20 protein-coding genes and 2 rRNA genes (1 of these 22 running past the window's edge) are annotated in these 20,281 nt (G+C 70.4%); 9 read left to right on the top strand and 13 right to left on the bottom strand.

What is annotated here, in order from left to right; translation table 11 throughout:
• From ACQPXB_RS11540 to ACQPXB_RS11555, 4 genes are all read left to right on the top strand, one after another.
• Positions 1 to 1,007: ribosomal RNA gene (locus tag ACQPXB_RS11540) — 23S ribosomal RNA — on the top strand; it begins 2,110 nt to the left of the window's first position.
• A gap of 56 nt (positions 1,008 to 1,063) precedes the next feature.
• A 5S ribosomal RNA gene (gene rrf / locus ACQPXB_RS11545) occupies positions 1,064 to 1,180 on the top strand.
• 778 nt (positions 1,181 to 1,958) lie between these two features.
• Positions 1,959 to 2,189, top strand: a complete 231-nt coding sequence (locus ACQPXB_RS11550; protein ID WP_432856540.1) for a hypothetical protein — start codon at positions 1,959 to 1,961, stop codon at positions 2,187 to 2,189.
• Entirely contained in the window at positions 2,090 to 2,374 is a 285-nt protein-coding gene (locus tag ACQPXB_RS11555) for a hypothetical protein (RefSeq protein ID WP_432857337.1), read from the top strand. Before ACQPXB_RS11550 ends, ACQPXB_RS11555 begins: the two co-directional genes overlap by 100 nt.
• Before the next feature lie 228 nt (positions 2,375 to 2,602).
• On the opposite strand, the gene ACQPXB_RS11560 is transcribed toward ACQPXB_RS11555, so the two are convergent.
• From ACQPXB_RS11560 to ACQPXB_RS11585, 6 genes are all read right to left on the bottom strand, one after another.
• A complete protein-coding gene (locus ACQPXB_RS11560) occupies positions 2,603 to 3,805 on the bottom strand; it encodes a L,D-transpeptidase (RefSeq protein WP_432851388.1) in 1,203 nt (400 codons plus the stop codon).
• 108 nt (positions 3,806 to 3,913) lie between these two features.
• A complete protein-coding gene (locus ACQPXB_RS11565; protein WP_366585743.1) occupies positions 3,914 to 4,783 on the bottom strand; it encodes a patatin-like phospholipase family protein in 870 nt (289 codons plus the stop codon).
• A gap of 64 nt (positions 4,784 to 4,847) precedes the next feature.
• Positions 4,848 to 5,501 (bottom strand): DedA family protein, encoded by a 654-nt coding sequence (locus ACQPXB_RS11570; RefSeq protein WP_432851390.1) that lies wholly within the window; start codon positions 5,499 to 5,501, stop codon positions 4,848 to 4,850.
• 139 nt (positions 5,502 to 5,640) lie between these two features.
• Positions 5,641 to 6,642, bottom strand: coding sequence for a lipoyl synthase (gene lipA, locus ACQPXB_RS11575; RefSeq protein WP_432851392.1), 1,002 nt, complete (start codon positions 6,640 to 6,642; stop codon positions 5,641 to 5,643).
• Positions 6,643 to 6,679: 37 nt separating this feature from the next.
• Entirely contained in the window at positions 6,680 to 7,630 is a 951-nt protein-coding gene (locus tag ACQPXB_RS11580) for an oxidoreductase (protein ID WP_432851394.1), read from the bottom strand.
• 35 nt (positions 7,631 to 7,665) lie between these two features.
• Entirely contained in the window at positions 7,666 to 8,202 is a 537-nt protein-coding gene (locus ACQPXB_RS11585) for a hypothetical protein (RefSeq protein WP_432851396.1), read from the bottom strand.
• A gap of 132 nt (positions 8,203 to 8,334) precedes the next feature.
• On the opposite strand from ACQPXB_RS11585, the gene ACQPXB_RS11590 reads away from it, so the two are divergent.
• Both ACQPXB_RS11590 and ACQPXB_RS11595 read left to right on the top strand, forming a co-directional pair.
• Positions 8,335 to 8,955, top strand: a complete 621-nt coding sequence (locus tag ACQPXB_RS11590; protein WP_366585753.1) for a TetR/AcrR family transcriptional regulator — start codon at positions 8,335 to 8,337, stop codon at positions 8,953 to 8,955.
• A 37-nt stretch (positions 8,956 to 8,992) separates the two neighbouring features.
• On the top strand, positions 8,993 to 9,925 hold the full coding sequence (locus tag ACQPXB_RS11595) for an LLM class F420-dependent oxidoreductase (protein WP_432851398.1): 933 nt from the start codon (positions 8,993 to 8,995) through the stop codon (positions 9,923 to 9,925).
• A 49-nt stretch (positions 9,926 to 9,974) separates the two neighbouring features.
• On the opposite strand, the gene lipB is transcribed toward ACQPXB_RS11595, so the two are convergent.
• From lipB to lpdA, 5 genes are all read right to left on the bottom strand, one after another.
• Positions 9,975 to 10,718, bottom strand: a complete 744-nt coding sequence (gene lipB / locus ACQPXB_RS11600) for a lipoyl(octanoyl) transferase LipB (RefSeq protein WP_386956699.1) — start codon at positions 10,716 to 10,718, stop codon at positions 9,975 to 9,977.
• The gene (locus ACQPXB_RS11605; RefSeq protein WP_432851401.1) at positions 10,715 to 11,344 is read right to left on the bottom strand and encodes a phosphatase PAP2 family protein; all 630 of its coding nucleotides are present in this window, start codon (positions 11,342 to 11,344) and stop codon (positions 10,715 to 10,717) included. The genes lipB and ACQPXB_RS11605 overlap by 4 nt, the downstream gene beginning before the upstream one ends.
• Positions 11,341 to 12,225, bottom strand: coding sequence for a TIGR01777 family oxidoreductase (locus tag ACQPXB_RS11610; RefSeq protein ID WP_366585761.1), 885 nt, complete (start codon positions 12,223 to 12,225; stop codon positions 11,341 to 11,343). Before ACQPXB_RS11610 ends, ACQPXB_RS11605 begins: the two co-directional genes overlap by 4 nt.
• Positions 12,226 to 12,390: 165 nt before the next feature.
• The gene (gene sucB, locus ACQPXB_RS11615; protein WP_432851403.1) at positions 12,391 to 14,196 is read right to left on the bottom strand and encodes a 2-oxoglutarate dehydrogenase, E2 component, dihydrolipoamide succinyltransferase; all 1,806 of its coding nucleotides are present in this window, start codon (positions 14,194 to 14,196) and stop codon (positions 12,391 to 12,393) included.
• A gap of 56 nt (positions 14,197 to 14,252) precedes the next feature.
• Entirely contained in the window at positions 14,253 to 15,626 is a 1,374-nt protein-coding gene (gene lpdA / locus ACQPXB_RS11620) for a dihydrolipoyl dehydrogenase (RefSeq protein WP_366585765.1), read from the bottom strand.
• Between the two features lie 182 nt (positions 15,627 to 15,808).
• Between lpdA and ACQPXB_RS11625 the strand changes: the two genes are divergently transcribed.
• Positions 15,809 to 16,153 carry an oxidoreductase gene (locus ACQPXB_RS11625; RefSeq protein ID WP_220237928.1) on the top strand — a complete coding sequence of 115 codons (345 nt, stop codon included), beginning with the start codon at positions 15,809 to 15,811 and terminating at the stop codon, positions 16,151 to 16,153.
• Here the strand turns inward: ACQPXB_RS11625 and ACQPXB_RS11630 are convergent.
• Together ACQPXB_RS11630 and ACQPXB_RS11635 are read right to left on the bottom strand one after the other, a co-directional pair.
• Complete coding sequence (locus tag ACQPXB_RS11630) at positions 16,150 to 17,124, bottom strand: SMI1/KNR4 family protein (protein WP_386956703.1); 975 nt, start codon at positions 17,122 to 17,124, stop codon at positions 16,150 to 16,152. The two genes, ACQPXB_RS11625 and ACQPXB_RS11630, sit on opposite strands and share 4 nt — an antisense overlap.
• A 66-nt stretch (positions 17,125 to 17,190) precedes the next feature.
• Positions 17,191 to 18,693, bottom strand: coding sequence for a leucyl aminopeptidase (locus ACQPXB_RS11635; RefSeq protein ID WP_432851406.1), 1,503 nt, complete (start codon positions 18,691 to 18,693; stop codon positions 17,191 to 17,193).
• 102 nt (positions 18,694 to 18,795) lie between these two features.
• On the opposite strand from ACQPXB_RS11635, the gene ACQPXB_RS11640 reads away from it, so the two are divergent.
• Both ACQPXB_RS11640 and ACQPXB_RS11645 read left to right on the top strand, forming a co-directional pair.
• Entirely contained in the window at positions 18,796 to 19,653 is an 858-nt protein-coding gene (locus ACQPXB_RS11640) for a sulfatase (protein WP_432851408.1), read from the top strand.
• On the top strand, positions 19,640 to 20,272 hold the full coding sequence (locus ACQPXB_RS11645) for a DUF402 domain-containing protein (protein ID WP_432851410.1): 633 nt from the start codon (positions 19,640 to 19,642) through the stop codon (positions 20,270 to 20,272). Before ACQPXB_RS11640 ends, ACQPXB_RS11645 begins: the two co-directional genes overlap by 14 nt.
• Positions 20,273 to 20,281: the final 9 nt, after the last annotated feature.

Consider the following 20,281-nt stretch of genomic DNA (forward strand, 5'->3'; position numbering starts at 1 on the left):
CAGTAAACGGCGGTGGTAACTATAACCATCCTAAGGTAGCGAAATTCCTTGTCGGGTAAGTTCCGACCTGCACGAATGGCGTAACGACTTTCCGGCTGTCTCAACCACAGGCCCGGCGAAATTGCACTACGAGTAAAGATGCTCGTTACGCGCGGCAGGACGGAAAGACCCCGGGACCTTTACTATAGTTTGGTATTGGTTTTCGGTTCGGCTTGTGTAGGATAGGTGGGAGACTGTGAAGCGGTGACGCTAGTTACTGTGGAGTCGTTGTTGAAATACCACTCTGGTCGAATTGGGAATCTGAACCTCGGGCCATGATCTGGTTCAGGGACAGTGCCTGATGGGTAGTTTAACTGGGGCGGTTGCCTCCTAAAGAGTAACGGAGGCGCCCAAAGGTTCCCTCAGCCTGGTTGGCAATCAGGTGTTGAGTGCAAGTGCACAAGGGAGCTTGACTGTGAGACAGACATGTCGAGCAGGGACGAAAGTCGGGACTAGTGATCCGGCACCACCTGGTGGAAGGGGTGTCGCTCAACGGATAAAAGGTACCCCGGGGATAACAGGCTGATCTTGCCCAAGAGTCCATATCGACGGCATGGTTTGGCACCTCGATGTCGGCTCGTCGCATCCTGGGGCCGGAGTAGGTCCCAAGGGTTGGGCTGTTCGCCCATTAAAGCGGCACGCGAGCTGGGTTTAGAACGTCGTGAGACAGTTCGGTCCCTATCCGCCGCGCGCGTAGGATACTTGAGGAAGGCTGTCCCTAGTACGAGAGGACCGGGACGGACGAACCTCTGGTGTGCCAGTTGTCCCGCCAGGGGCATGGCTGGTTGGCCACGTTCGGAAGGGATAACCGCTGAAGGCATCTAAGCGGGAAGCCTGTTCCAAGATGAGGTATCCCACCCCATGTGGGTTAAGGCCCCCAAAAGACGATTGGGTTGATAGGCCAGAGATGGAAGCACAGTAATGTGTTGTTGAGTTGACTGGTACTAATAGGCCGAGGACTTGCCTACGAAGATGTTACGCATCCACTCTACGGTTCTGAAACACCACGCGTGTTTCATAGTGTTTCGGTGGTTATAGCGCCAGGGAAACGCCCGGTCCCATTCCGAACCCGGAAGCTAAGCCTGGTAGCGCCGATGGTACTGCAACCGAAGGGTTGTGGGAGAGTAGGACGCCGCCGAACTTACTTTGACAGTCAGGCCCCGGTTGAGAACCCCCAGTGGTTCTCCCGGGGCCTGACTGCATTTCCGCACCCTTTTTTCGACGCCCGCGTTCAGTGTGGGCGGGTGACCGGCCGGCTCGCGACCGGGGACGAGAAGACCAGCGAGGTGGTCGTCTCGCCATAGCGCTGGGCGCGTTCCACGAAGGCCTCCAGCTCGCCTCTGGAACGGCACGCAGCAGGCAGCAGCCAGCACTCCGCCCACTCAACCCGATCCGCGGCACCCAGCCGCGCACCCCACCGCCGCAGACCCTGTCCCGGTCGAGCTTCTTTGTTCCGACACCGGATCTGCCCGGCCCGCTCGGCGCCCGAGAACAGCCACCAACGCCCACTGCTGTCACCACGCAGGCCAATCCGAACCCGTCGACCACCACTGCCCACCCCAACTTCATCCCCACCCGATCAGGTTGTGGACAACCACCCCCACCGCGCCCGCGTTGTCCGTTTTTGTCGGTGGGGGCCGATAGAATGGACTCGGGGACGCCCCCTCGGGAGGGCGGGGGCCTGTGTCCGGCCCGGCCGCTGCTCGGGATTTGTTTGCCCGGCAGAGAGGCGAGGGGATTCGGAGCCGGCAGGTCCTGCTCGGTCGTCGTGCACCGATCGTTGGCCGCGTGATCGCCGCCGCGCGGTGCAACGGTGGCTCCGTCGGCGAATTGGGCCGCAACACTGCCATGTGGGCGAGGTGGCCCTGGGCATCCACAGCGTGATGGTGAAGCGAGTGCTGGGCGCCCCCGCCGCCGCAATGGTCCACCCCGAGGAGGCCTGCGGGCGGATCGAGGACGCGGTGCTGCGGGCTCTGGCCACCCGCGCCGCGGTGCGCCCGTGCAGCGTCGGAAGCCCAGTGGCGCTCGAGGTCCAGGTACACCGCCCCACATGGCCGAACGCGCCCTGCTTGTGCCCGGAATGGAACACCGGGCCGGATGCACGCTGGTCTACACCGCACAGGACTTCCCGACGGCCTACAACGTCGTAGAGCTCATCGCCGTGCTCGGCACCCTCTTACCGCGACCGCCACCCGAGCTAACCCGAGCGATGCGGAAGCAGTACTCGGTCGCCGGCACCACATCGGTCCGCGCGCTTCGCCGCCGCTGGCAAGCCAACCCAGCCGGCGATCCGGATCTGACTGCGATCGCCCCCAAGTGGACGAGCGAGAGTTGAGCGGAAGCTGCACCCCGTTTTGCCTGAACTGCCAAGAGAGCCCAGCCGACAACCCAGGCCGGAAAGGGAACTCCCGAAACTCGGTGCGAAACGCCGGCACAAAGCCCCGCACCAACCCACCGAACAACCCCCAGACAACGAGAAAGGCGCCGGAGCAACAATCGCTCCGGCGCCTTTCGCCTGTCCGTCACCCGCGGGCCTCACCCCGGAACGGAGGCCCTCAACGGCTCAGAGAGCCGAGCCCTTCTGCCAGTCGGTCCAGGACTTCGACCAGTCGCCGTACAGGTCCCACACGGGGAGCTGCGGGCCGCCGGAGTTGGTGACCTCCACGACGTCGCCGAGGCCGAAGTTCTGGAAGAACCATTGGGCGTTGGCGGCGTTGAGGTTGATGCAGCCGTGGGACACGTTGGAGCTGCCCTGCTGGCCCACGCTGTTCGGGTTCTCGTGGACGAACTCGCCGTCGTTCGAGATGCGTTCGGACCACTTTTCGTTGGAGCGGTAGGCCTTCGGGTCGGGCGGGCAGACGCCGTAAGTGCAGGAGTCCATCGTGTAGTTGGCCTGCTTGTCCGAGATGACGTGCGGGCCGAGGTGGGTCGGCGTGGCGTCCTTGCCCATGGAGATCGGCATGGACTTCACCATGGAGCCGTTGTGGAAGATCTGCATCTGCTCGCTGTTGCCGTCCGCCTTGGCGATCCAGGAGTCGTGCACCTTGTAGGTCTCGGTGCGGTCCTCGGCGCCGAACACGCCGTTGCCGAAGTCGACGCCGTAGATCTTCGCCGTGACAGTCAGCGTGGTGTTCGGCTGCCAGTACTCCTTGGGCCGGTAGTGGACGTTCTTGTCGTCCATCCAGTACCAGCTGCCGTCCTGCTTCGGCGACGACTGCACCGACAGGGCCTTCTCCACGGCGGCCTTGTTCTTCACCGGGACGCCGAAGCTGAACACGATCGGCTGCCCCACGCCGACACCGGTCGACTTCACGGCCGACGGCGCCGGGATCAGGTTCGCGTTCGCCTGCTTCTTCGGCGACACCGTGGTGACGTCACCGTCCTTCTCCACCTGCTTGCCGTCGGCGCCCTGGGCGTGCGCGACGACCTTGTAGGTGCCGCCGTAGCCGAGTACCTCGGTGTTGGTCCAGCTCGAGCCGTCCGTCGCGAGCTTGCCGGCGACCGACTTCCCCTTGGAGTTGGTCACCGTCACGTCGGTCAGCTTGCCGTTGGCGGCCTTGACGACGATCGGGGTGGTCGGGCTGATCCCGGAGGCGTCGGCCGGGTCGATCGACACCGTCGCCGGCGCCGCCGCCTGGCTCGTGCCACCCGGGGTGACGGGTGCCGCGCTGCCGCCGGTGGTGTCCCCACCGGAGGAGCAGGCCGAAACCAGCAGGGTTGCCGCGAGAATTCCGGCAACCGAAAGGAAAGTCTTCTTCGGGAACATTTTGTCTCTTTTGCGGGGTATCGCGGGCCGGCAGGCTTCTTCCATTCCAAAACTACGCGATCAGGAAGACGCCCCACGCAGCGGATAGGTGCATCGCAGTGGCGTGGATCACGCCGTGACGAGCCCTGGTGCGCCGTAGAGACCGGGGCCGTCGACGACCAGTTCCTTCAGGTAGTCACGGGCAGACTGGTAAGCCTCCTCGGCGAGGTGGTCGGTCCGCGTGAAGTCCAACGGACTGACCCGCACGGGCGCCGGCCCGGGCAGGTAGACCACGGGCGCCCGCCGCGCCGCCGCGGGCGCCTCCAGCGCCGCCTGGTTGCGCATGCTGATCAACGCGGTGAACATCATCACCTCGGCGAACGTGTGCGGCGCACCGGGCATCTTGCCCGGGAACGCACAGTCCAGCACCACGAGCGAACGAGCGCCCATCGCGAGCGCCTGGCGCATCGGCACGTTGGCCACCAGGCCGCCGTCGTAGAGCAGCCGGCCGTCGTACTCCACCGGCGGGTAGATCCCCGGAATCGCGCAGCTCGCGAGCAACGGCTCACGCAGCGGCCCCTCCCGGAACAGCACCGGCTCGGCCGTGTCGACGTCCGTGGTCACCACGCCGAGCGGGAGTTCCAGGTCCTCGAAACGGCGGCCGGGGCCGAGGTGGTCGTCGATGATCTTCGTGAGACCCGTGTTGGGGAACAGGTTCGTCTTGCTGTGGCGAAGCGTGCGCACCTGGCTGAACACGCCGCCGGGGAAGGCTTCGTGCTTCGTCATGTGCTTCCAGATGTCGTGCAGGCGCCCGAGCCGGTCCGCGCCGGGCAACGCCAGCACGGCCGCGTTGAGCGAACCCACCGACGTGCCGACCACGAGGTCGGGCGTCACACCGGCTTCGTCCAGCGCGCGCAGCATCCCGACCTGCAGCGCGCCCAGGCTCCCTCCGCCGCCGAGCACGAACGCCACCGGCCCGGGGAGATCGAGTGGGGTCATACCGCCGAATGTAGTAAGCGTGAGCGCTCACGGCGGCGTCACGGACGTGTGATGCCGCACCGGATCACTCCGCCACGCGCACGGGTTCCTCGGTCTTCTCCGGCGCCAGTGCCTTGCGCTTCTTCATCCGCACCAGGAAAAACACCAGCACGCCGACGACCACAGCCGCCGCCACGAGGAAGCCCGTGCTCAGCGCGCCCTCCACCTTCTTGGCCGCCTCACCGAGCGCGGCGCCGAGGCTGATGTGCACGAGCGACCAGCACAGCGCCCCCGCCGCCGTCGCGGGCAGGAACTTCCGGAACGGCAGCCGCGACGCGCCCGCGGCGGCGGGCGTCAACGTTCGCAAGACCGGCAGGAACCGTGCGAAGAACACCGCCCATGCGCCGCGCCGCTCCAGCACGCCGGCGGCCTTGTCCCACGCGTCGAGGCCGTACTTGCGGATCAGCTTCGTCTCGCGCAGCCGTGGTCCGAACCGGCGGCCGAGCGCGTAGCCGACGGAGTCGCCGAGCGCCGCGCACACCGTGACCACCGCCCACAGCGTGAGGAAGCGCGGGGTCGTGGTCGCCGTCGTGGCCGCGATGAGCAGCGCCGACTCGCCGGGCGCGACGAACCCCAGGCCGATGGTGCACTCGGCGAACACGAGCCCGCCGGCCGCCGCGACCAGTCCCGGTTCCGGGAGTCCGTGCAGCCAGTTCAGAAGATCCGTTACCAAAGCCACAAGGCTACTTTACGGATTCTTTGGAATCCGTCACGGCGTTCTGGCCGACCTGGGGGACTTCCCAGGGGAAGCCCGTAAGGGGCCGGAAACGACGAAGGGCCCGCTCGACGTGAGCGGGCCCTTCGGGGTGAAACGCCGGTCAGCGCGCGAGCAGCGAGCTGGCTTCCTGCGCCGCCGGGCCTTGTTCGGCCAGGTGCGCCAGGTTTTCCGGCAGCTCCTCGCCGCGGTGGGCCTTGGTCTGCGCGTAGAGGCGTCCGGCGCGGTAGGACGAGCGCACGAGCGGTCCCGCCATCACGCCACTGAACCCGAGTGCCTCGGCCGCCTGGGAGTGCTCCACGAACTCCTCCGGCTTCACCCACCGGTCCACGGGGTGGTGCCGCGGGGAGGGACGCAGGTACTGCGTGATCGTCAGGATCTCGCAGCCCGCCTCGAACAGGTCGCGCATCGCGGGCTCGACCTCGTCGGGCGTCTCGCCCATGCCGAGGATCAGGTTGGACTTCGTCACCAACCCGGCCTCACGGGCCTTCGTGATGACTTCCAGCGAACGGGCGTAGCGGAACCCGGGGCGGATGCGCTTGAAGATCCGCGGCACCGTCTCCACGTTGTGCGCCAACACCTCCGGCCGCGACCCGAACACCTCGGCCAGCTGCGCCGGAACCGCATTGAAGTCCGGGATGAGCAACTCGACACCCGTACCCGGGTTCAGCTCGTGGATCTGCCGCACCGTCTCCGCATACAGCCAGGCCCCGCCGTCAGCCAGGTCGTCGCGCGCGACACCCGTGACCGTCGAGTACCGCAAACCCATCGCCTGCACCGACTCCGCCACCTTGCGCGGCTCCGTGCGGTCCAGCTCGGCGGGCTTGCCGGTATCGATCTGACAGAAGTCACACCGGCGCGTGCACTGGTCCCCACCGATCAGGAACGTCGCCTCGCGGTCTTCCCAGCACTCGTAGATATTGGGACAGCCGGCTTCCTCGCAGACGGTGTGCAGGCCTTCACGCCGCACCAAGCCCTTCAGCTCGGTGAACTCCGGCCCCATCCGCACCTTCGTCCTGATCCACGACGGCTTCTTCTCAATCGGCGTCTCGCTGTTGCGGACCTCGAGCCGCAGCAACTTCCGCCCTTCAGGCGCAGCAGTCACGTCGACCACACTACGCCCGTGGTACGGGGCGAATCGCCTACTGCGGGTCGGGCGTGACGTTCGTCAAACGGGCCGTCAAGTCCCACAATGCGGTCGCCGTCGCGAGGTCGCGGGCGGCGGCGAGCGGGCGCACCTTCGTGGGATGCCCACGGGAGCCGAACAGGCGGTCCGGGCCGTAGTAGTCGCCGCCCTCGACGTCGGGTTGCGTGGCCGCGTAGAGCTGCGGCAGCGCCCCGTGCGCGAGGTCCTGCGCCAGCAGCAGGTTGCCGAGGCGCATCGTGCCGAGCATCAAGGTACGCACGACGGGGTTGGGGTAGGACTTCGCCATCCCCGCCTGCAAACCGGTTTCGGTGTAGCCGGGGTGGGCGAGCACGCTGATGATCGGGGAACCGGCAGCGCGGAGCCGCCGGTCGAGCTCCAGCCCGAAGATCTGGTCGGCGAGCTTCGACTGCCCGTAGGCGGCGCCCGTGTTGAACCGGCCGTGCTCGAAGTTCGGGTCGGCCAGCCGGATGCGCGCGCCGGTGGCCGCCATGCTCGTCAGCGTGACCACGCGCGCCGCCGTGCCGCCGCGCAGCGCGGGCATGAGCAGCCACGTGAGCGCGGCCGGCCCGAGGTAGTTGGTGCCGAACTGCGTTTCGAAGCCGTCGGCCGTCCGGCCCTTGGGCGTGCCCATGACGCCGGCGTTGTTCACGAGCACGTCGAGCGCGTCGCCGGTCACCTCACGCACCGACGTCGCCGCTTTGTGCACCGACGCGAGGTCGGCCAGATCCAGCGGCACGAGCTCGGGCGCGGCACCGGAGGCCACGGCGCGCACGCGGTCGAGGGCGGTGGCACCACGCTCGGCCGAGCGGCACGCGAGCAGCACCCGCGCGCCGCGGCCGGCGAGGACTTCCGCCGTGCGCAGACCGAGGCCCGAGTTGGCGCCGGTGATCAGGACGGTCCGGCCGGTCTGGTCGGCCAGCTCGGCCTCGGTCCAGCGTGGGTTCATGGGGCTCACCTAACTACACGCCTGTAACTACGCGGTCACGCGCTGGGCGCGAGCAGGCGCATGAGGTGTCCCATGGGGCTGCGCCGCCGCATCGGGCGCCCGGCGCGGTCGGTGCCGGCACGCACCAGAGAATCGAAGGCGTAGCCGACGCGGGTGAGCTCCTCGACGGGCTCGCCGGGCTCGGCCAGCCCCGCCGTGAGCGCCAGCATCCGCAGCTCGCCCTCGTGCAGGTTCACCAGCGACGGGTGCCGGGTCAGCGCGCCGTCGAGCACCGCGCGCAGCGTCTCGTGCTCGGACTGCGCGCGCCGCCACGCGCGGGCAACGGTGTCGACCTGGTCGCCGACGCCGTCGGCCGCGGCGTCCTCCGGGTCGGCCAGCTCGGCGCGCAGATGCCCCCCGAGCACCTGCGTCCACTTGTACTGCAGCGCCAGCAGCAGGTTCTCTTCACAGCCGAAAACGTCGGTGGCACCGGGGATCTCGGCGAGAACGAGCGGCTCACCGGGGGTGCGCTGCGCGTGGCGCACGGCCGCCTCGAGGATCTCCCGGCGTCGGTAGAAGTCGGTCCAGCTCATGGTGTGGGCTCCCCTTCCGTGGCCCGGGTCGTACCGCGGGTTTGCGGCATACTCCCGGTACGGACCTGACGCCGTGAACATACCATGGGTATGGAGATCGCCGTCCGGCGTAAGGTTGTGAGGGTGCCGACGATGAGGTCCAGACGACTCGACTACTCGGAGTCCACACGATCCGCCCTGGTCGACAGCGCCGTCGAGCTGTTCACGAAACGCGGTTACGCGGGTACCTCGCTCGACGAGGTGGCCAAACGTGCCCGCGTCACCAAAGGCGCGCTGTACCACCACTTCAGCGGCAAACAGGCCCTCTTCGAAGCCGCGTTCGACTCCGTGGAGAGCCTGGTCTACGACCGGCTGGAGAAGATCATGACGGGCCCGGGCACGCCGTGGGAACGGGCGATGGGCGCGCTCAACGCGTTCATCAAGAGCTGCCTCGATCCGGCCTACCAGCGCATCGCGATCCACGAGGCGCCGGTGGTGATGGGCTGGGAACGCTGGCGCGAGGCCGAGGAGCAGTGCAGCTTCGGGCTCGTGCGCGCGGGCCTGCAGTCGCTAGTGGACGCCGGCGAGGTCGAGCCCGTGCCGGTCGACATCACGGCCCGGCTGCTGTTCGGCGCGCTGTCCAGCGCGGCCACGGAGATCGCGAGCGCGGCCGACCCGAAGAAGGTCGGTGAGCAGATCGAGGACGTGATCGTGCGGATGCTGCTGCGCCTGCGTCAGCCGGGCGACGCGGGGGAGCGGCCGGCCGCGAGCTGAACGGCGCCGTGACCAGTGTCGTGGCTAGGGTGGCGCCATGGACTTGAGGATCTTCACGGAGCCCCAGCAAGGCGCCACGTACGACGACCTCCTGCGCGTCGCCAAGGCGACCGAGGCCGCCGGCTTCGACGCGTTCTTCCGCAGCGACCACTACCTGAAGATGGGCGACGGCGACGGCCTGCCCGGGCCCACCGACGCGTGGATCACGCTGGCCGGGCTCGCCCGCGAGACGCAGCGGATCCGCCTCGGCACGCTCGTCACGGCGGCGACGTTCCGCCACCCCGGCCCGCTCGCGATCTCCGTGGCGCAGGTCGACCAGATGTCGGGTGGCCGCGTGGAGTTCGGTCTCGGCGCGGGCTGGTTCGACACCGAGCACACCGCCTACGCGCTCACGCTGCCGCCGCTGAAGGAGCGCTTCGACCGCTACGCGGAGCAGTTGGAGATCATCACCGGCCTCTGGAAGACGCCGGTGGGCGAGACGTTCTCGTTCTCCGGTGAGCACTACACCGTCGTCGACTCGCCCGCGCTGCCGAAGCCGGCGCAGTCGCCCGCGCCGCCCGTGATCATCGGTGGCGGGGGCAAGAAGCGCACGCCCGAGCTGGCCGCGCGCTTCGCCGACGAGTTCAACCTGCCGTTCGCGAGCCCGGAAGCCGCGCTGGCGCAGTTCGAGCGCGTCGCCGCCGCGGCCGAGGCCGTGGGCCGCGACCCGAAGGAGATCCTGCGGTCGGTGGCGCTCACCGTCGCGATCGGCCGCGACGACGCCGAGGTGGCGCGCCGGGCCGGGGCCATCGGCCGCGACCTCGGTGAGCTGCGCGAAAACGGCCTGGCCGGCACGGCGGCCCAGGTCGTCGACCGCATCGGGCAGTGGCGGGAGAAGACGGGCATCACGCGGCTCTACCTGCAGGTGCTCGACCTGCAGGACCTGGACCACCTCGAGTTCATCGCCTCGGCCGTGGCGCCGCAGCTGTGAACCACTCGTGAGGGGCGGCGCTCGTACCGGCGCCGCCTCTCACGGGTGCTCAGTTCTGCAGGGCGAAGGTGACGCCCGGCGCCGAAGGCGCTTCTGGGCGCGGCAGCCAGCGGTCGTCACGCACGACCAGCTCGCCCTCGAGCGCGGCCAGCACGGCGTCGCGCGCCAGGGGCAGCACCTCGGCCACGGTGACGTCGCGCTGCAGCTCGTAGGACAGCGAGGTGACGCCGGCGTCGCGGATGCCGCACGGCACGATCGAGTCGAACGCGCCGAGGTCGGCATTGCAGTTGAGCTCGAAGCCGTGCATGGTCACGCCGCGCTGCACGCGGATGCCGATGGCGGCGATCTTGCGCTCGATGCCGCGGTCGTCGGCCGGGATCCACACGCCGCTGCGGCCCTCGACGCGGCCGGTGCGCACGCCGAGCTGCTCGCACACCACGATCAGCGCCTCCTCGAGGCGGCGCACGTAGTGCATGACGTCGATCGGGTCGGCGAGCTGCAGGATCGGGTAGCCGACGAGCTGCCCGGGCCCGTGCCAAGTGATCTTGCCGCCGCGGTCCACGTCGATCACCGGCGTGCCGTCGGCCGGCCGGTCCTCGGGCTCCGTGCGCTTGCCCGCGGTGTAGACCGACGGGTGCTCCAGCAGCAGCAGGGTGTCCGGCCCGGTCTCGTCGGCGCGCGCGGTGAGGATCTCCCGCTGCAGGTCCCAGGCCTCGGTGTAGTCGATCGTGCCGAGCTCCCGGACTACGACGGGTTCGGTGGCGGCACGGCAGGAATCGGTCGAAGAACTCACTCGTCGAGGCTACGCCCGTCGGGCTCGCGAAAGGGCACGAGCCGCAGTGCCGTCGCCGACACCAGGCCCACTCCCAGCACCGCGAGCACGGCGCCGACGGTGTCCGTGACCCAATGCACACCCAGCACGATCCGGCAGGCCGCCGCCACCACGGTCGCGGCCGCCGCGATCCCCGCTGCCCAGCGGACGAACCGCGGGGCGAGCCAGCCGCACGCCAGCACCACGACCAGCCCGGTCGACGCCACCGCGACGACGTGGCCGCTGGGGTAGCTCAGGTCCGGGTACTCGCGGGGACGCCGGCGCAGGAACACGGGTTTGAACGCCACGCTCGTCAGCCGGCACAGCACCAGCACCACGGCCAGCCGCACGCACACCGACCGGTTCGACCGGTCCCGCAACACCAGCGCCACCAGCGCCACGCCGAGAACCCAGGGCAGCACGGGCCCGAGGACGTTCGTGACGACACCCGCGACCAATCCGGCCGGGCGCGTGTCCTGGCCGCGCAACGCGTTCGCCACCTCTGTGTCGAGCTGCAGCGGCTGCCGGTCGACGAGCAGGCCCAGGGCGACGAAAGCGGCGAGCAGCACCACGCCCGTCACGACCCAGCGGACCCGCGGCACGGTCATGTCGCGGCGGCCAGCGCGCTCTCCAGCGTGCGGTGGCGGAACTCGTAACCCGTGTGCTCAAGCCTCCGGGGGACGGCGCGCTGGCCGTACAACGCCATTTCCTCGCCGGCCTGCCCGAGTGCGAACTTCAGCGCGATCCCGGGCACCCACCAGGGCGCGGGCCGGTGCACGGCGTGGCCGAGGGCTTTGGTGAACTCCGCGTTGGTGACGGGCGCGGGGCCGGCGAGGTTGACCGGGCCGGCCAGGGTCTCGTGCTCCAGCACGTGGACGAGGCCGCCGACCTCGTCGTCGAGCGAGATCCACGGCATGAACTGGCGGCCGTCGCCGAGGCGGCCGCCCAGGGCGAAACCGAACAGCGGCCGTAGCACGTCGAGCAGGCCGCCTTTTCGTGCGAGCACGAGGCCGGTGCGCACGAGCACCACGCGGGCGCCGGCGGTTTTCGCGGCCGCGGTGGCGCCTTCCCACGCCGTGCAGAGCTCCGCCAGGAAACCCGTGCCCGTGGCGGCGGTTTCGTCGACCACGTGGGAACCGGTGTTGCCGTAGAAGCCGACGGCGGAGGCGTTCACGAGCACCTTCACACCGTGTTCGGCCACGGCTTCGGCGAGCACCTCCGTGGGCTCGACGCGGCTGTCGAGCAGCACCTGCTTGCGCATCGCGCTCCAGCGGCCCGGCAGCAGAGGCGCGCCGCAGAGGTTCACGACGGCGTCGACACCGTCGAACGCGCCCTCGTCGATCCGCGCCGCCGGCGGGTCCCAGCCGTGTTCGTCGGCCGCCTGCGCGGCGCGCCGCACGAGGCGGCGCACGTCGTGGCCGGCCGAGCGCAGTTTCGCTGCCAGTGCCGTGCCGATGAGCCCGCCGGACCCCGCGATGAGTACCCGCATGCCTCAGATCGTGTCCTATCCCTCCGCCGGGCGCACGCCCGGGCGCGGCTGCCCGGCGGATCGTCTGTCCATTGTGGGTGGTCGTGCGCGCGACGGTCACCGGGAAACGGCGAAGGCCCCGCACCCCTGGAGGAGTGCGGGGCCTTCGACAGACCGGCTACCGCGTCAGAGGCCGAGTTCGTCTTCGAACTTGCCCTCTTCCAGGCGCTGCTTGATGGTCGTGAGGAAGCGGCCGGCGTCGGCGCCGTCGACCAGGCGGTGGTCGTAGGTCAGCGGCAGGTACACCATCGAACGGACGGCGATCGTGTCGTTGCCCTCGGCGTCGGAGACGACGACCGGGCGCTTCACGACCGCGCCGGTGCCGAGCATGCCGGACTGCGGCTGCACGATGATCGGCGTGTCGAACAGGGCGCCGTTGCTGCCGATGTTCGTGACGGTGAAGGTGCCGCCCGTCAGCTCGTCCGGCTTGATGTGGTTGGCCCGCGCCCGCGCCGCCAGGTCGGCGATGCGGTGCGCGAGACCGGCGAGGCTCAGCTCACCCGCGTCGTGGATCACGACCGACAGCAGGCCGCGGTCGGTGTCCACCGCGATGCCCAGGTGCACGGCGCCGTGGTAGGTGATCTCCTTCGTGTCCTCGTTGTAGGACGCGTTGACGTTCGGGTGCTGCTTGAGCGCCTCGACGGTGGCCTTCGCGAAGAACGGCAGGAACGTGAGGTTCACGCCTTCGCGCTCGCGGAAGGCCGCCTTCGCACGCTGGCGCAGCTTGGCGATCTTCGTCACGTCCACCTCGTGCACCTGCGTGAGCTGCGCGGAAACCTGCAGCGACTCGCGGGTCTTGGTGGCCGTGATCTGCCGGATCCGGCTGGCCTTCTGCACCGTGCCGCGCAGGGCGGCGATGTCCGGCGAGACGGCGGCCGGAGCCGACGGGGCGGCCGCGGCCGGAGCCGGAGCCTGCGCGGCCGGAGCCGGGGCAGCAGCCGCGGGCGCCGGGGCGGCCGCCTTCTGCTTGGCCTCGGCCGCCGCGAGCACGTCCTGCTTGCGGATCCGGCCGCCGACACCGCTGCCGGTCAGCGTCGACAGGTCGATGTCGTGCTCGGACGCGAGCTTGCGCACCAGCGGCGTGACGTACGGGCCGTCGGCCGAACCGTTGTCCTCGGCCTTGGCGGCCGGGGCAGCGGCAGCCGGCGCCGCGGCCGGAGCCGGAGCCGCCGGGGCGGGCGCAGGCGCGGCGGGCGCCGGCTTGCTCTCCTGAACCGGGGCCGGAGCCGGGGCGGCCGGGGCAGCCTGAGCCGCCGGGGCCGGAGCGGCGGGCGCCGGGGCGGCGGCCGCACCCGCGTCACCGATCACCGCGAGAACCCCGCCGACCTCGACGGTCTCGTCCTCACCGGCGCGGATCTCGAGCACCGTGCCGGCGACCGGCGACGGCACCTCGGTGTCGACCTTGTCCGTGGAGATCTCGAGCAGCGGCTCGTCGACCTCGACCGAGTCGCCGACCGCCTTCAGCCAGCGGGTCACGGTGCCCTCGGTGACGCTCTCGCCCAGCTCGGGCAGCTTCACCTCGGTGCCCTGGCCACCCGACGCCGGCGCGGTGTCCGGTCGCGACGGGGCCTCGGCCTGCGGAGCCTGCGCGGCGGGCGCCGGCGTCGGCTCGGGCTCGGGCGCCGCCTGCGGCTCCGGAGCGGCTTCCTGCGCGGGCGCGGCGGCCGGCTCGGCAGCGGTGGGGACGCCGCCGGTGCCGTCGTCGATCACCGCGAGCTCGCCGCCGACCTCGACGGTCTCGTCCTCACCGGCGCTGATCTTCACCAGGGTGCCGGCCACGGGGGACGGGACCTCGGTGTCGACCTTGTCGGTGGAGATCTCGAGCAACGGCTCGTCGACCGCGACGGTGTCGCCTTCCTGCTTCAACCACCGGGTGACGGTGCCTTCAGTGACGCTCTCACCGAGCTCCGGCAACGTGACGGAGTAGGCCATCGTTCGCTGACTCCCTTGATCTGTAAGACGTAGGTTTGGATTGTGCTGGTGAGACGTCAGCTGTGCACGTGCAGCGGCTTGCCCGCGAGGGCGAGGAACGCTTCACCGAGGGCCTCGGTCTGGGTGGGGTGCGCGTGGATGAGGGGGGCGACGTCCTCCGGGAACGCCTCCCAGTTGTAGACCAGCTGCGCTTCGCCGATCAGCTCGCCGACGCGGTCGCCCACCATGTGCACGCCGACGACCGGGCCGTCGGGAGCCTTGACCAGCTTCACGCCACCGGAGGTCTTGAGGATCTGGCTCTTGCCGTTGCCGCCGAGGTCGTAGGTGTAGGTGGTGACGTCGTTGCCGTACTTCTCCTTGGCCTGCGACTCGGTGAGCCCGACCGAGGCGACCTCGGGGTGCGAGTAGGTGACGCGCGGGATGCCCTTCTCGTCGATCACGCGCGGGGCGAGCCCGGCGATCTCCTCGGCGACGAAGATGCCCTGCTGGAAGCCGCGGTGGGCCAGCTGCAGGCCCGGCACGATGTCGCCGACGGCGTAGACGTTCGGCAGGTTCGTGCGCAGGCGGTCGTCGGTGAGGACGAAGCCGCGGTCGATCTTGACGCCGGCCTCCTCGTAGCCGTGGCCCGCGGAGTTCGGGCCGCGGCCGACGGCGACCAGCAGCAGGTCGGCGTCGATGGTCTCGCCGGACTCCAGCGACACGCTCACGCCGTTGTCGTCCTGCTTCGCGCCGGTGAAGCGCACGCCCGTCTTGAAGGCGATCTTGCGGCGGCGGAACGCGCGCTCGAGCTGCTTGGACGCGAACTCGTCCTCGGCGGGCACCAGGCGAGGCAGGGCCTCGACCACGGTGACGTCGACGCCGAAGGAGGCCCAGACGCTCGCGAACTCCACGCCGATCACGCCGCCGCCGAGCACCACGACCTTCTTCGGCACCCAGTCGAGCGCGAGCGCCTGCTCGCTGGCGATGATCCGGCCGCCGAGCTCCAGGCCGGGCAGGGTGCGCGAGTACGAACCGGTGGCGAGGATGACGTTCTTGCCCGTGTAGCGCGTGCCGTCGACCTCGACCGTGGTGCCGCCGACGAACGTGCCGGTGCCCTCGACGAGGTTCACCTTGTGCGCCTTGGCCAGGCCCTGCAGGCCTTTGTAAAGGCGGGCGACGACGCCGTCCTTGTACTTGTTGACCCCGGCGATGTCGATGCCTTCGAACACGGCCTTGACCCCGACCGACTCCGATTCGCGAGTTTCGTCGGCGACTTCGGCGGCGTGGAGCAGGGCCTTGGTCGGGATGCACCCTCGGTGCAGGCAGGTCCCGCCCAGCTTGTCCTTCTCGATCAGCGTGACGGAAAGGCCCAGCTCGGCCGCGCGGAAAGCCGCGGCGTAGCCGCCCGATCCGCCTCCCAGGATCACAAGGTCGGCGGAGGTGTCGCTCACTTCAATAACTCCTCGGCAGCGGTGTAGGGGTGAAGCTCGGTCGTCGCGCAGCCCCGGTATAACCGCGCGCGCGACACCAGCCATCTTGTCACTACGCCGATCCGGCCGACCAACCCGGCCGTGCGACACCGACCACACCTGATCGTGGGAATAATGGAGTTCGTACTCCTGCAGGAAGAGAGGTGGTCGGAGTGGGGATCTTCGACTCGCTGCGTCGGCGCGGCCGAGGCGGCAGACGTCCGGGAACGATGCGCAAGGCCACCTCCGAAGACACCCGTCACCTGGAGGAATGGGCCGCGTCGAGGCGTGGCGTCGAGGCATACGTCGAGCCCCGCACCACCGTGACGGAAGCCACTGTGGTCCTCATCGCCCACGACGGCGAATGGACCCGCCGGCGCATCGGCAGCCTCCAGGCCGCGCTGCACTTCGGCGAGAAGCGGTCGATTCCGGTGTACGAGGTGTCGCGGGTCGGTTACCCCAAGCGCATGCGCGAGTACACGGAGCGGAAGAAGCGCGGCCAGGTCTAGCGGCTCGCTTCCAGCAGCCCGAGGTGGTGCTCCAACAGCGCGCGGAACGACGGGTGCGCGGTGCTGCCGAACGCGAGGTCGACCTCCACGGCGTGGCCGGTCGGGGTCAGCAGCACGAACGCGGGATCGGAGACGATGACGACACCGTGGTCGGCGCGGAGTTCCTGGGCGGGCAGCAGGCGCGGGAAGGTGACGTCGTCGGGAAGGCCGTTCGCGGTGCGGAGGAACGCGCGGTAGTCGGCGGGCAGTGTGGTGCCGAGCCGGCGTTCGGCTTCTGTGATGTCTCCCTCGTCCGCGGGCGGCGGCGCGGTCTGGTCGCGTTCGAGCATGATCGCGGCGACGAGTTCGGGCCAGCTGCCCGGATGCGTCGGGTAGCGCTCGCGCAACGCGGCGATCAACGCGCCGGCGCACTGGTCGGGCCAGTCCGGGCCGAGCCCCAGCGGATCGGCGCCGGCGACCAGCCGCGGCGCCAGCGCCCGCGTCGCGGCGAGGGCGGCGACGTCGGGGCTCGGGTGGTTTTCGGTGAGTTCCGCCCACCGCTCGAGGTCGCCTTCGGCCAGCGCCGCGCGGACGCGGTCGGGCCGCCCGGGCGCCAGCGCGGACACGACCTCCGCGACGGGTGAGCCGTCGAGCACACCGTCCAGATCGGACACTTTCCGTGTCAGGAATGCTTGGTGTGCCAGCTCTTCCGCATCGAGGTCGAGCGGGACGAGCTCGTCCGCCCACTGTGGACGGTTGCCGCGCGCCTCGAACAGCATCGCCCAGGCGCGCGCCCGGACGGCGTCGTCGGCGAGCCGCGTCACGGGCCGCTCCGTCACCGCGCGCCAGTGCCCGACGAGCCGATCCGCGGCCGTCCCCGCCCCTGCCGTGGCGAGCACCAGCGCGGCCTGCCCGACGCGCCGGTCGAGCGTCGGCTCGTCTGCGGTGAGCACGTCGCGGACCGCGGCTTCGAGGTAGGCGTCGGCGTCCATGGCGCGAGGGTGCCACAAAAGAAGGCCCCCCACCGCGTGCGGTGAGGGGCCTTCTCCGGGAACGGGTCAGCCGCGGTCGGCGATGTCGGCCAGGACGGCGGCGATGGTGCGGACAGGGACGCCCGTGCCGCCCTTGCCGGTGTAGCCCCAGGGGCCGCCGGTGTTGAAGGCGGGGCCCGCGACGTCGATGTGGGCCCACGGCAGGCCGTCGGCCACGAACTCCTTGAGGAACAGGCCGGCCGCGAGCATGCCGCCCCAGCGGTGGCCCGTGACGTTGGCCAGGTCGGCCAGGCGGGAGTCGAGGTCGGCGCGCAGTTCCTCGGGCAGCGGCATGGCCCAGCCGCCCTCGCCGGTGGCCTGCATGATGCCCGCGACGCGGTCGCGGAACTCGTCGGAGCCCATCACACCGGCGGTGCGGTTGCCAAGCGCCACGACCTGGGCGCCGGTGAGAGTGGCGGTCTCGATGAGGTAGTCGGGGTTCTCCTCGGCGGCGCGCACCATCGCGTCGGCCAGGACCAGGCGGCCCTCGGCGTCGGTGTTGAGGACCTCGACGGTCTTGCCGCCGTACATGGTCAGGACGTCGCCCGGCCGGTAGGAGCTGCCCGAGGGCAGGTTCTCCGCCAGCGGGATGTGCGCGGTGACCTCGAGCGGGTACTTCAGCTTCGCGGCCAGCACGACCGACGCCAGCACCGCGGCGGCACCCGACATGTCCGAGGTCATGTGGTCCATGCCCGCCGCCGGCTTGATGGAGATGCCGCCCGAGTCGAACGTGATGCCCTTGCCGACCAGCGCGACGCGCTTGCTCGCCTTGGCCGGCTTCCAGCCCACACGCAGCAGGCGCGGCGGACGCGCGGAACCGCCGCCGACACCCAGGATGCCGCCGAAGCCCTTGCGCTTGAGCTGCTTCTCGTCGAGCACCTCGAAGTCGAGGCCGTTTTCTTCGGCGAGCTGCTTCGCGCGGTCGGCGAACGAGGCCGGGAACAGGTCGTTGGGCGGGGTGTTGATCAGGTCGCGGGTGATGATCACCGACTCCGCGATGGCGGTGGCGGCCTTCAGCGTCGCCTTGTGCTCGCGCGCGGTGCCGTCCTCCGGGCTGACGAAGTCGGCCTTGGCCAGCGGGGCGTCGCCCTTCGAGGAGCGGTACTCGGTGAAGGTGTACGCGCCGAGCGCGGTGCCCTCCACGGCCGCCTGCAGGTCGAGCGCCGAGAGCGTGACGAACGCGCGCTCCGTGCCGGCCAGCGTCCGCGCGGCGGCACCCGCGGCGCGGCGGACCTGCTCGGCCGTCACGGCACCGTCGGTCGCCTTGCCCAGGCCCACGGCCAGCACGACGCCGGCGGCGAGCTTGCCCAGCGTGGGCAGCTTCACGACCTGCTCGGCCTTGCCGGTGGCGCCGAGCGTGGCGAGCACCTCGGCGAGCTTGCCGTCGAACGCGGCATCGGCGACCGCGGCGCCCGCGGCGAGCACCGGGCCGTCCTCGCCCTGGAGAGTGCCGATCACGACCACGTCGGCGCGCGTTTTGGCGAGCGCCGCCTCGGTGTTCTCGGTGAGGGCAAGCTTCGGCACGGTCACTTCTGGCTCCTCGCGCTGTCGCGGTGGTACCGGGCGACGTGCCCGGACGGATCGTGAGCCATGCTAATGACAAGCGCGGCCGGACGTCGGGAGGGGACCATCGTGCGACTCGGGGGCGGGCTCCTCGTGGTGCTGGCGGTAGGCGCCGCCGGGGCCGGCTACTGGGTGCTGGCGGGCGTCGTGCTCGCGGCGATCGCCGCCGGGGTCACGGCCCGGCTGCCCGCGCTCGGCGACACGCAGGCCGAGCGCTGGACCGGCGGGATCACCCGCCTGGCGCTGGTGGCCGTGCAGGCGATCGTCTTCGGCGCGTACGTCGTTCCGGCGCAACCCGCGTACGCGGCGGCCGTGCTCGTGCTCGTGGTCGCCGTGGCCGATTTCGCCGGTCTGCGGCTGCCCGCCGTCCTGGTCCGCTGGCTCACGATCGTGTTGATCGCCGCCGCCGTGGTGCTGATCGTGCTGTGTGCCGTGGTGGCCCCGGTCGTGACCTCCAGCCCGATCGCGGCGCCGAACGTCGCCGGCGTCATCGTGGCGGCGGTGGTCACGCTGCCGTTCCTGCTGCCGGTCGCGTCCGACCGAGTCACCCTGCGCGCGCTGACGCTGGGCGGAATCGCGGTGCTGGTCACGATCGTCGCGCTCGTGCAGCTCGGGCCGGACCGGCTCGGCCTCTCGGCCACGTCGATCCGCGACCTGCTCTACGCCGCCGACGCGGGCCAGCTGCAGCCGTTGCTCACCGTGGTCGTCGTGCTCGCGACGGTCCCCGCCGCGCTCACCACCTACACCGACGCGCGCGAGAGGTACGCGCTGGACCAGGGCTGGCTCGCCGCCGCGGGCGCGGTCGTCACGGTGGCCGCGGCGCTGTTCGCGACGCCGTACGCGGTGCTGGTCGTCGCCGGGCTCGGCACCGTGCTGGAGCTGGTGCTGCGCGCCCGCCGCTACCGTGACGCCCATGCCCGCGAGTGATCACCTTTGGCAGCCGGGGGAGACCGTCGTCGAACGGTTCCTGCGGCCCGACGGCAGCATCGGCCAGCACCACCCGTTGCGCGTGGTGTCCGACGACGGCCGCACCCTGTTCGGCTGGCTCCCGATGGGCACGCCGATCGTCGGGAGCCGGCTCGCCGACGGCCGCACGATGCGCGAAGCCCGGCTGGAAGAGCGTTTCCGCGTGCCACGCGTGCCGGTGCCCGACACGTGGCACGGCACTTCGACGCTGCGGATGATCCCCGAGGGCCAGTGGTCCTCGGTGTGGTGGTTCTTCGCGCCGGACGGCACGTTCCTCGAGTGGTACGTGAACCTCGAGATCCCGCTCGGGCGCACCGCGAGCGGCCCGGACCGCATCGACGGCGTGCTCGACGTCGTGGTGACGCCCGGCGCCGGCTGGCGCTGGGACGACGAGGACGAAGCCGAGGAAGCGCTCGCCGTCGGCCGGCTCACGCGCGAGCAGCTCGACCGGCTGCGCGCGGAGGGCGAGCGGATCGGGGCGCTGGCCGACGCCGGCGCATTCCCGTTCGACGGCTCGCACACGGACTTCCGGCCGGACCCGTCATGGCCCGCGCCGGAGCTGCCCGCCGCCCTGCTGTGACGCGGAGCG

It is taken from the genome of Amycolatopsis sp. CA-161197, assembly GCF_050942255.1.
Classification (GTDB): Bacteria; Actinomycetota; Actinomycetes; order Mycobacteriales; family Pseudonocardiaceae; genus Amycolatopsis.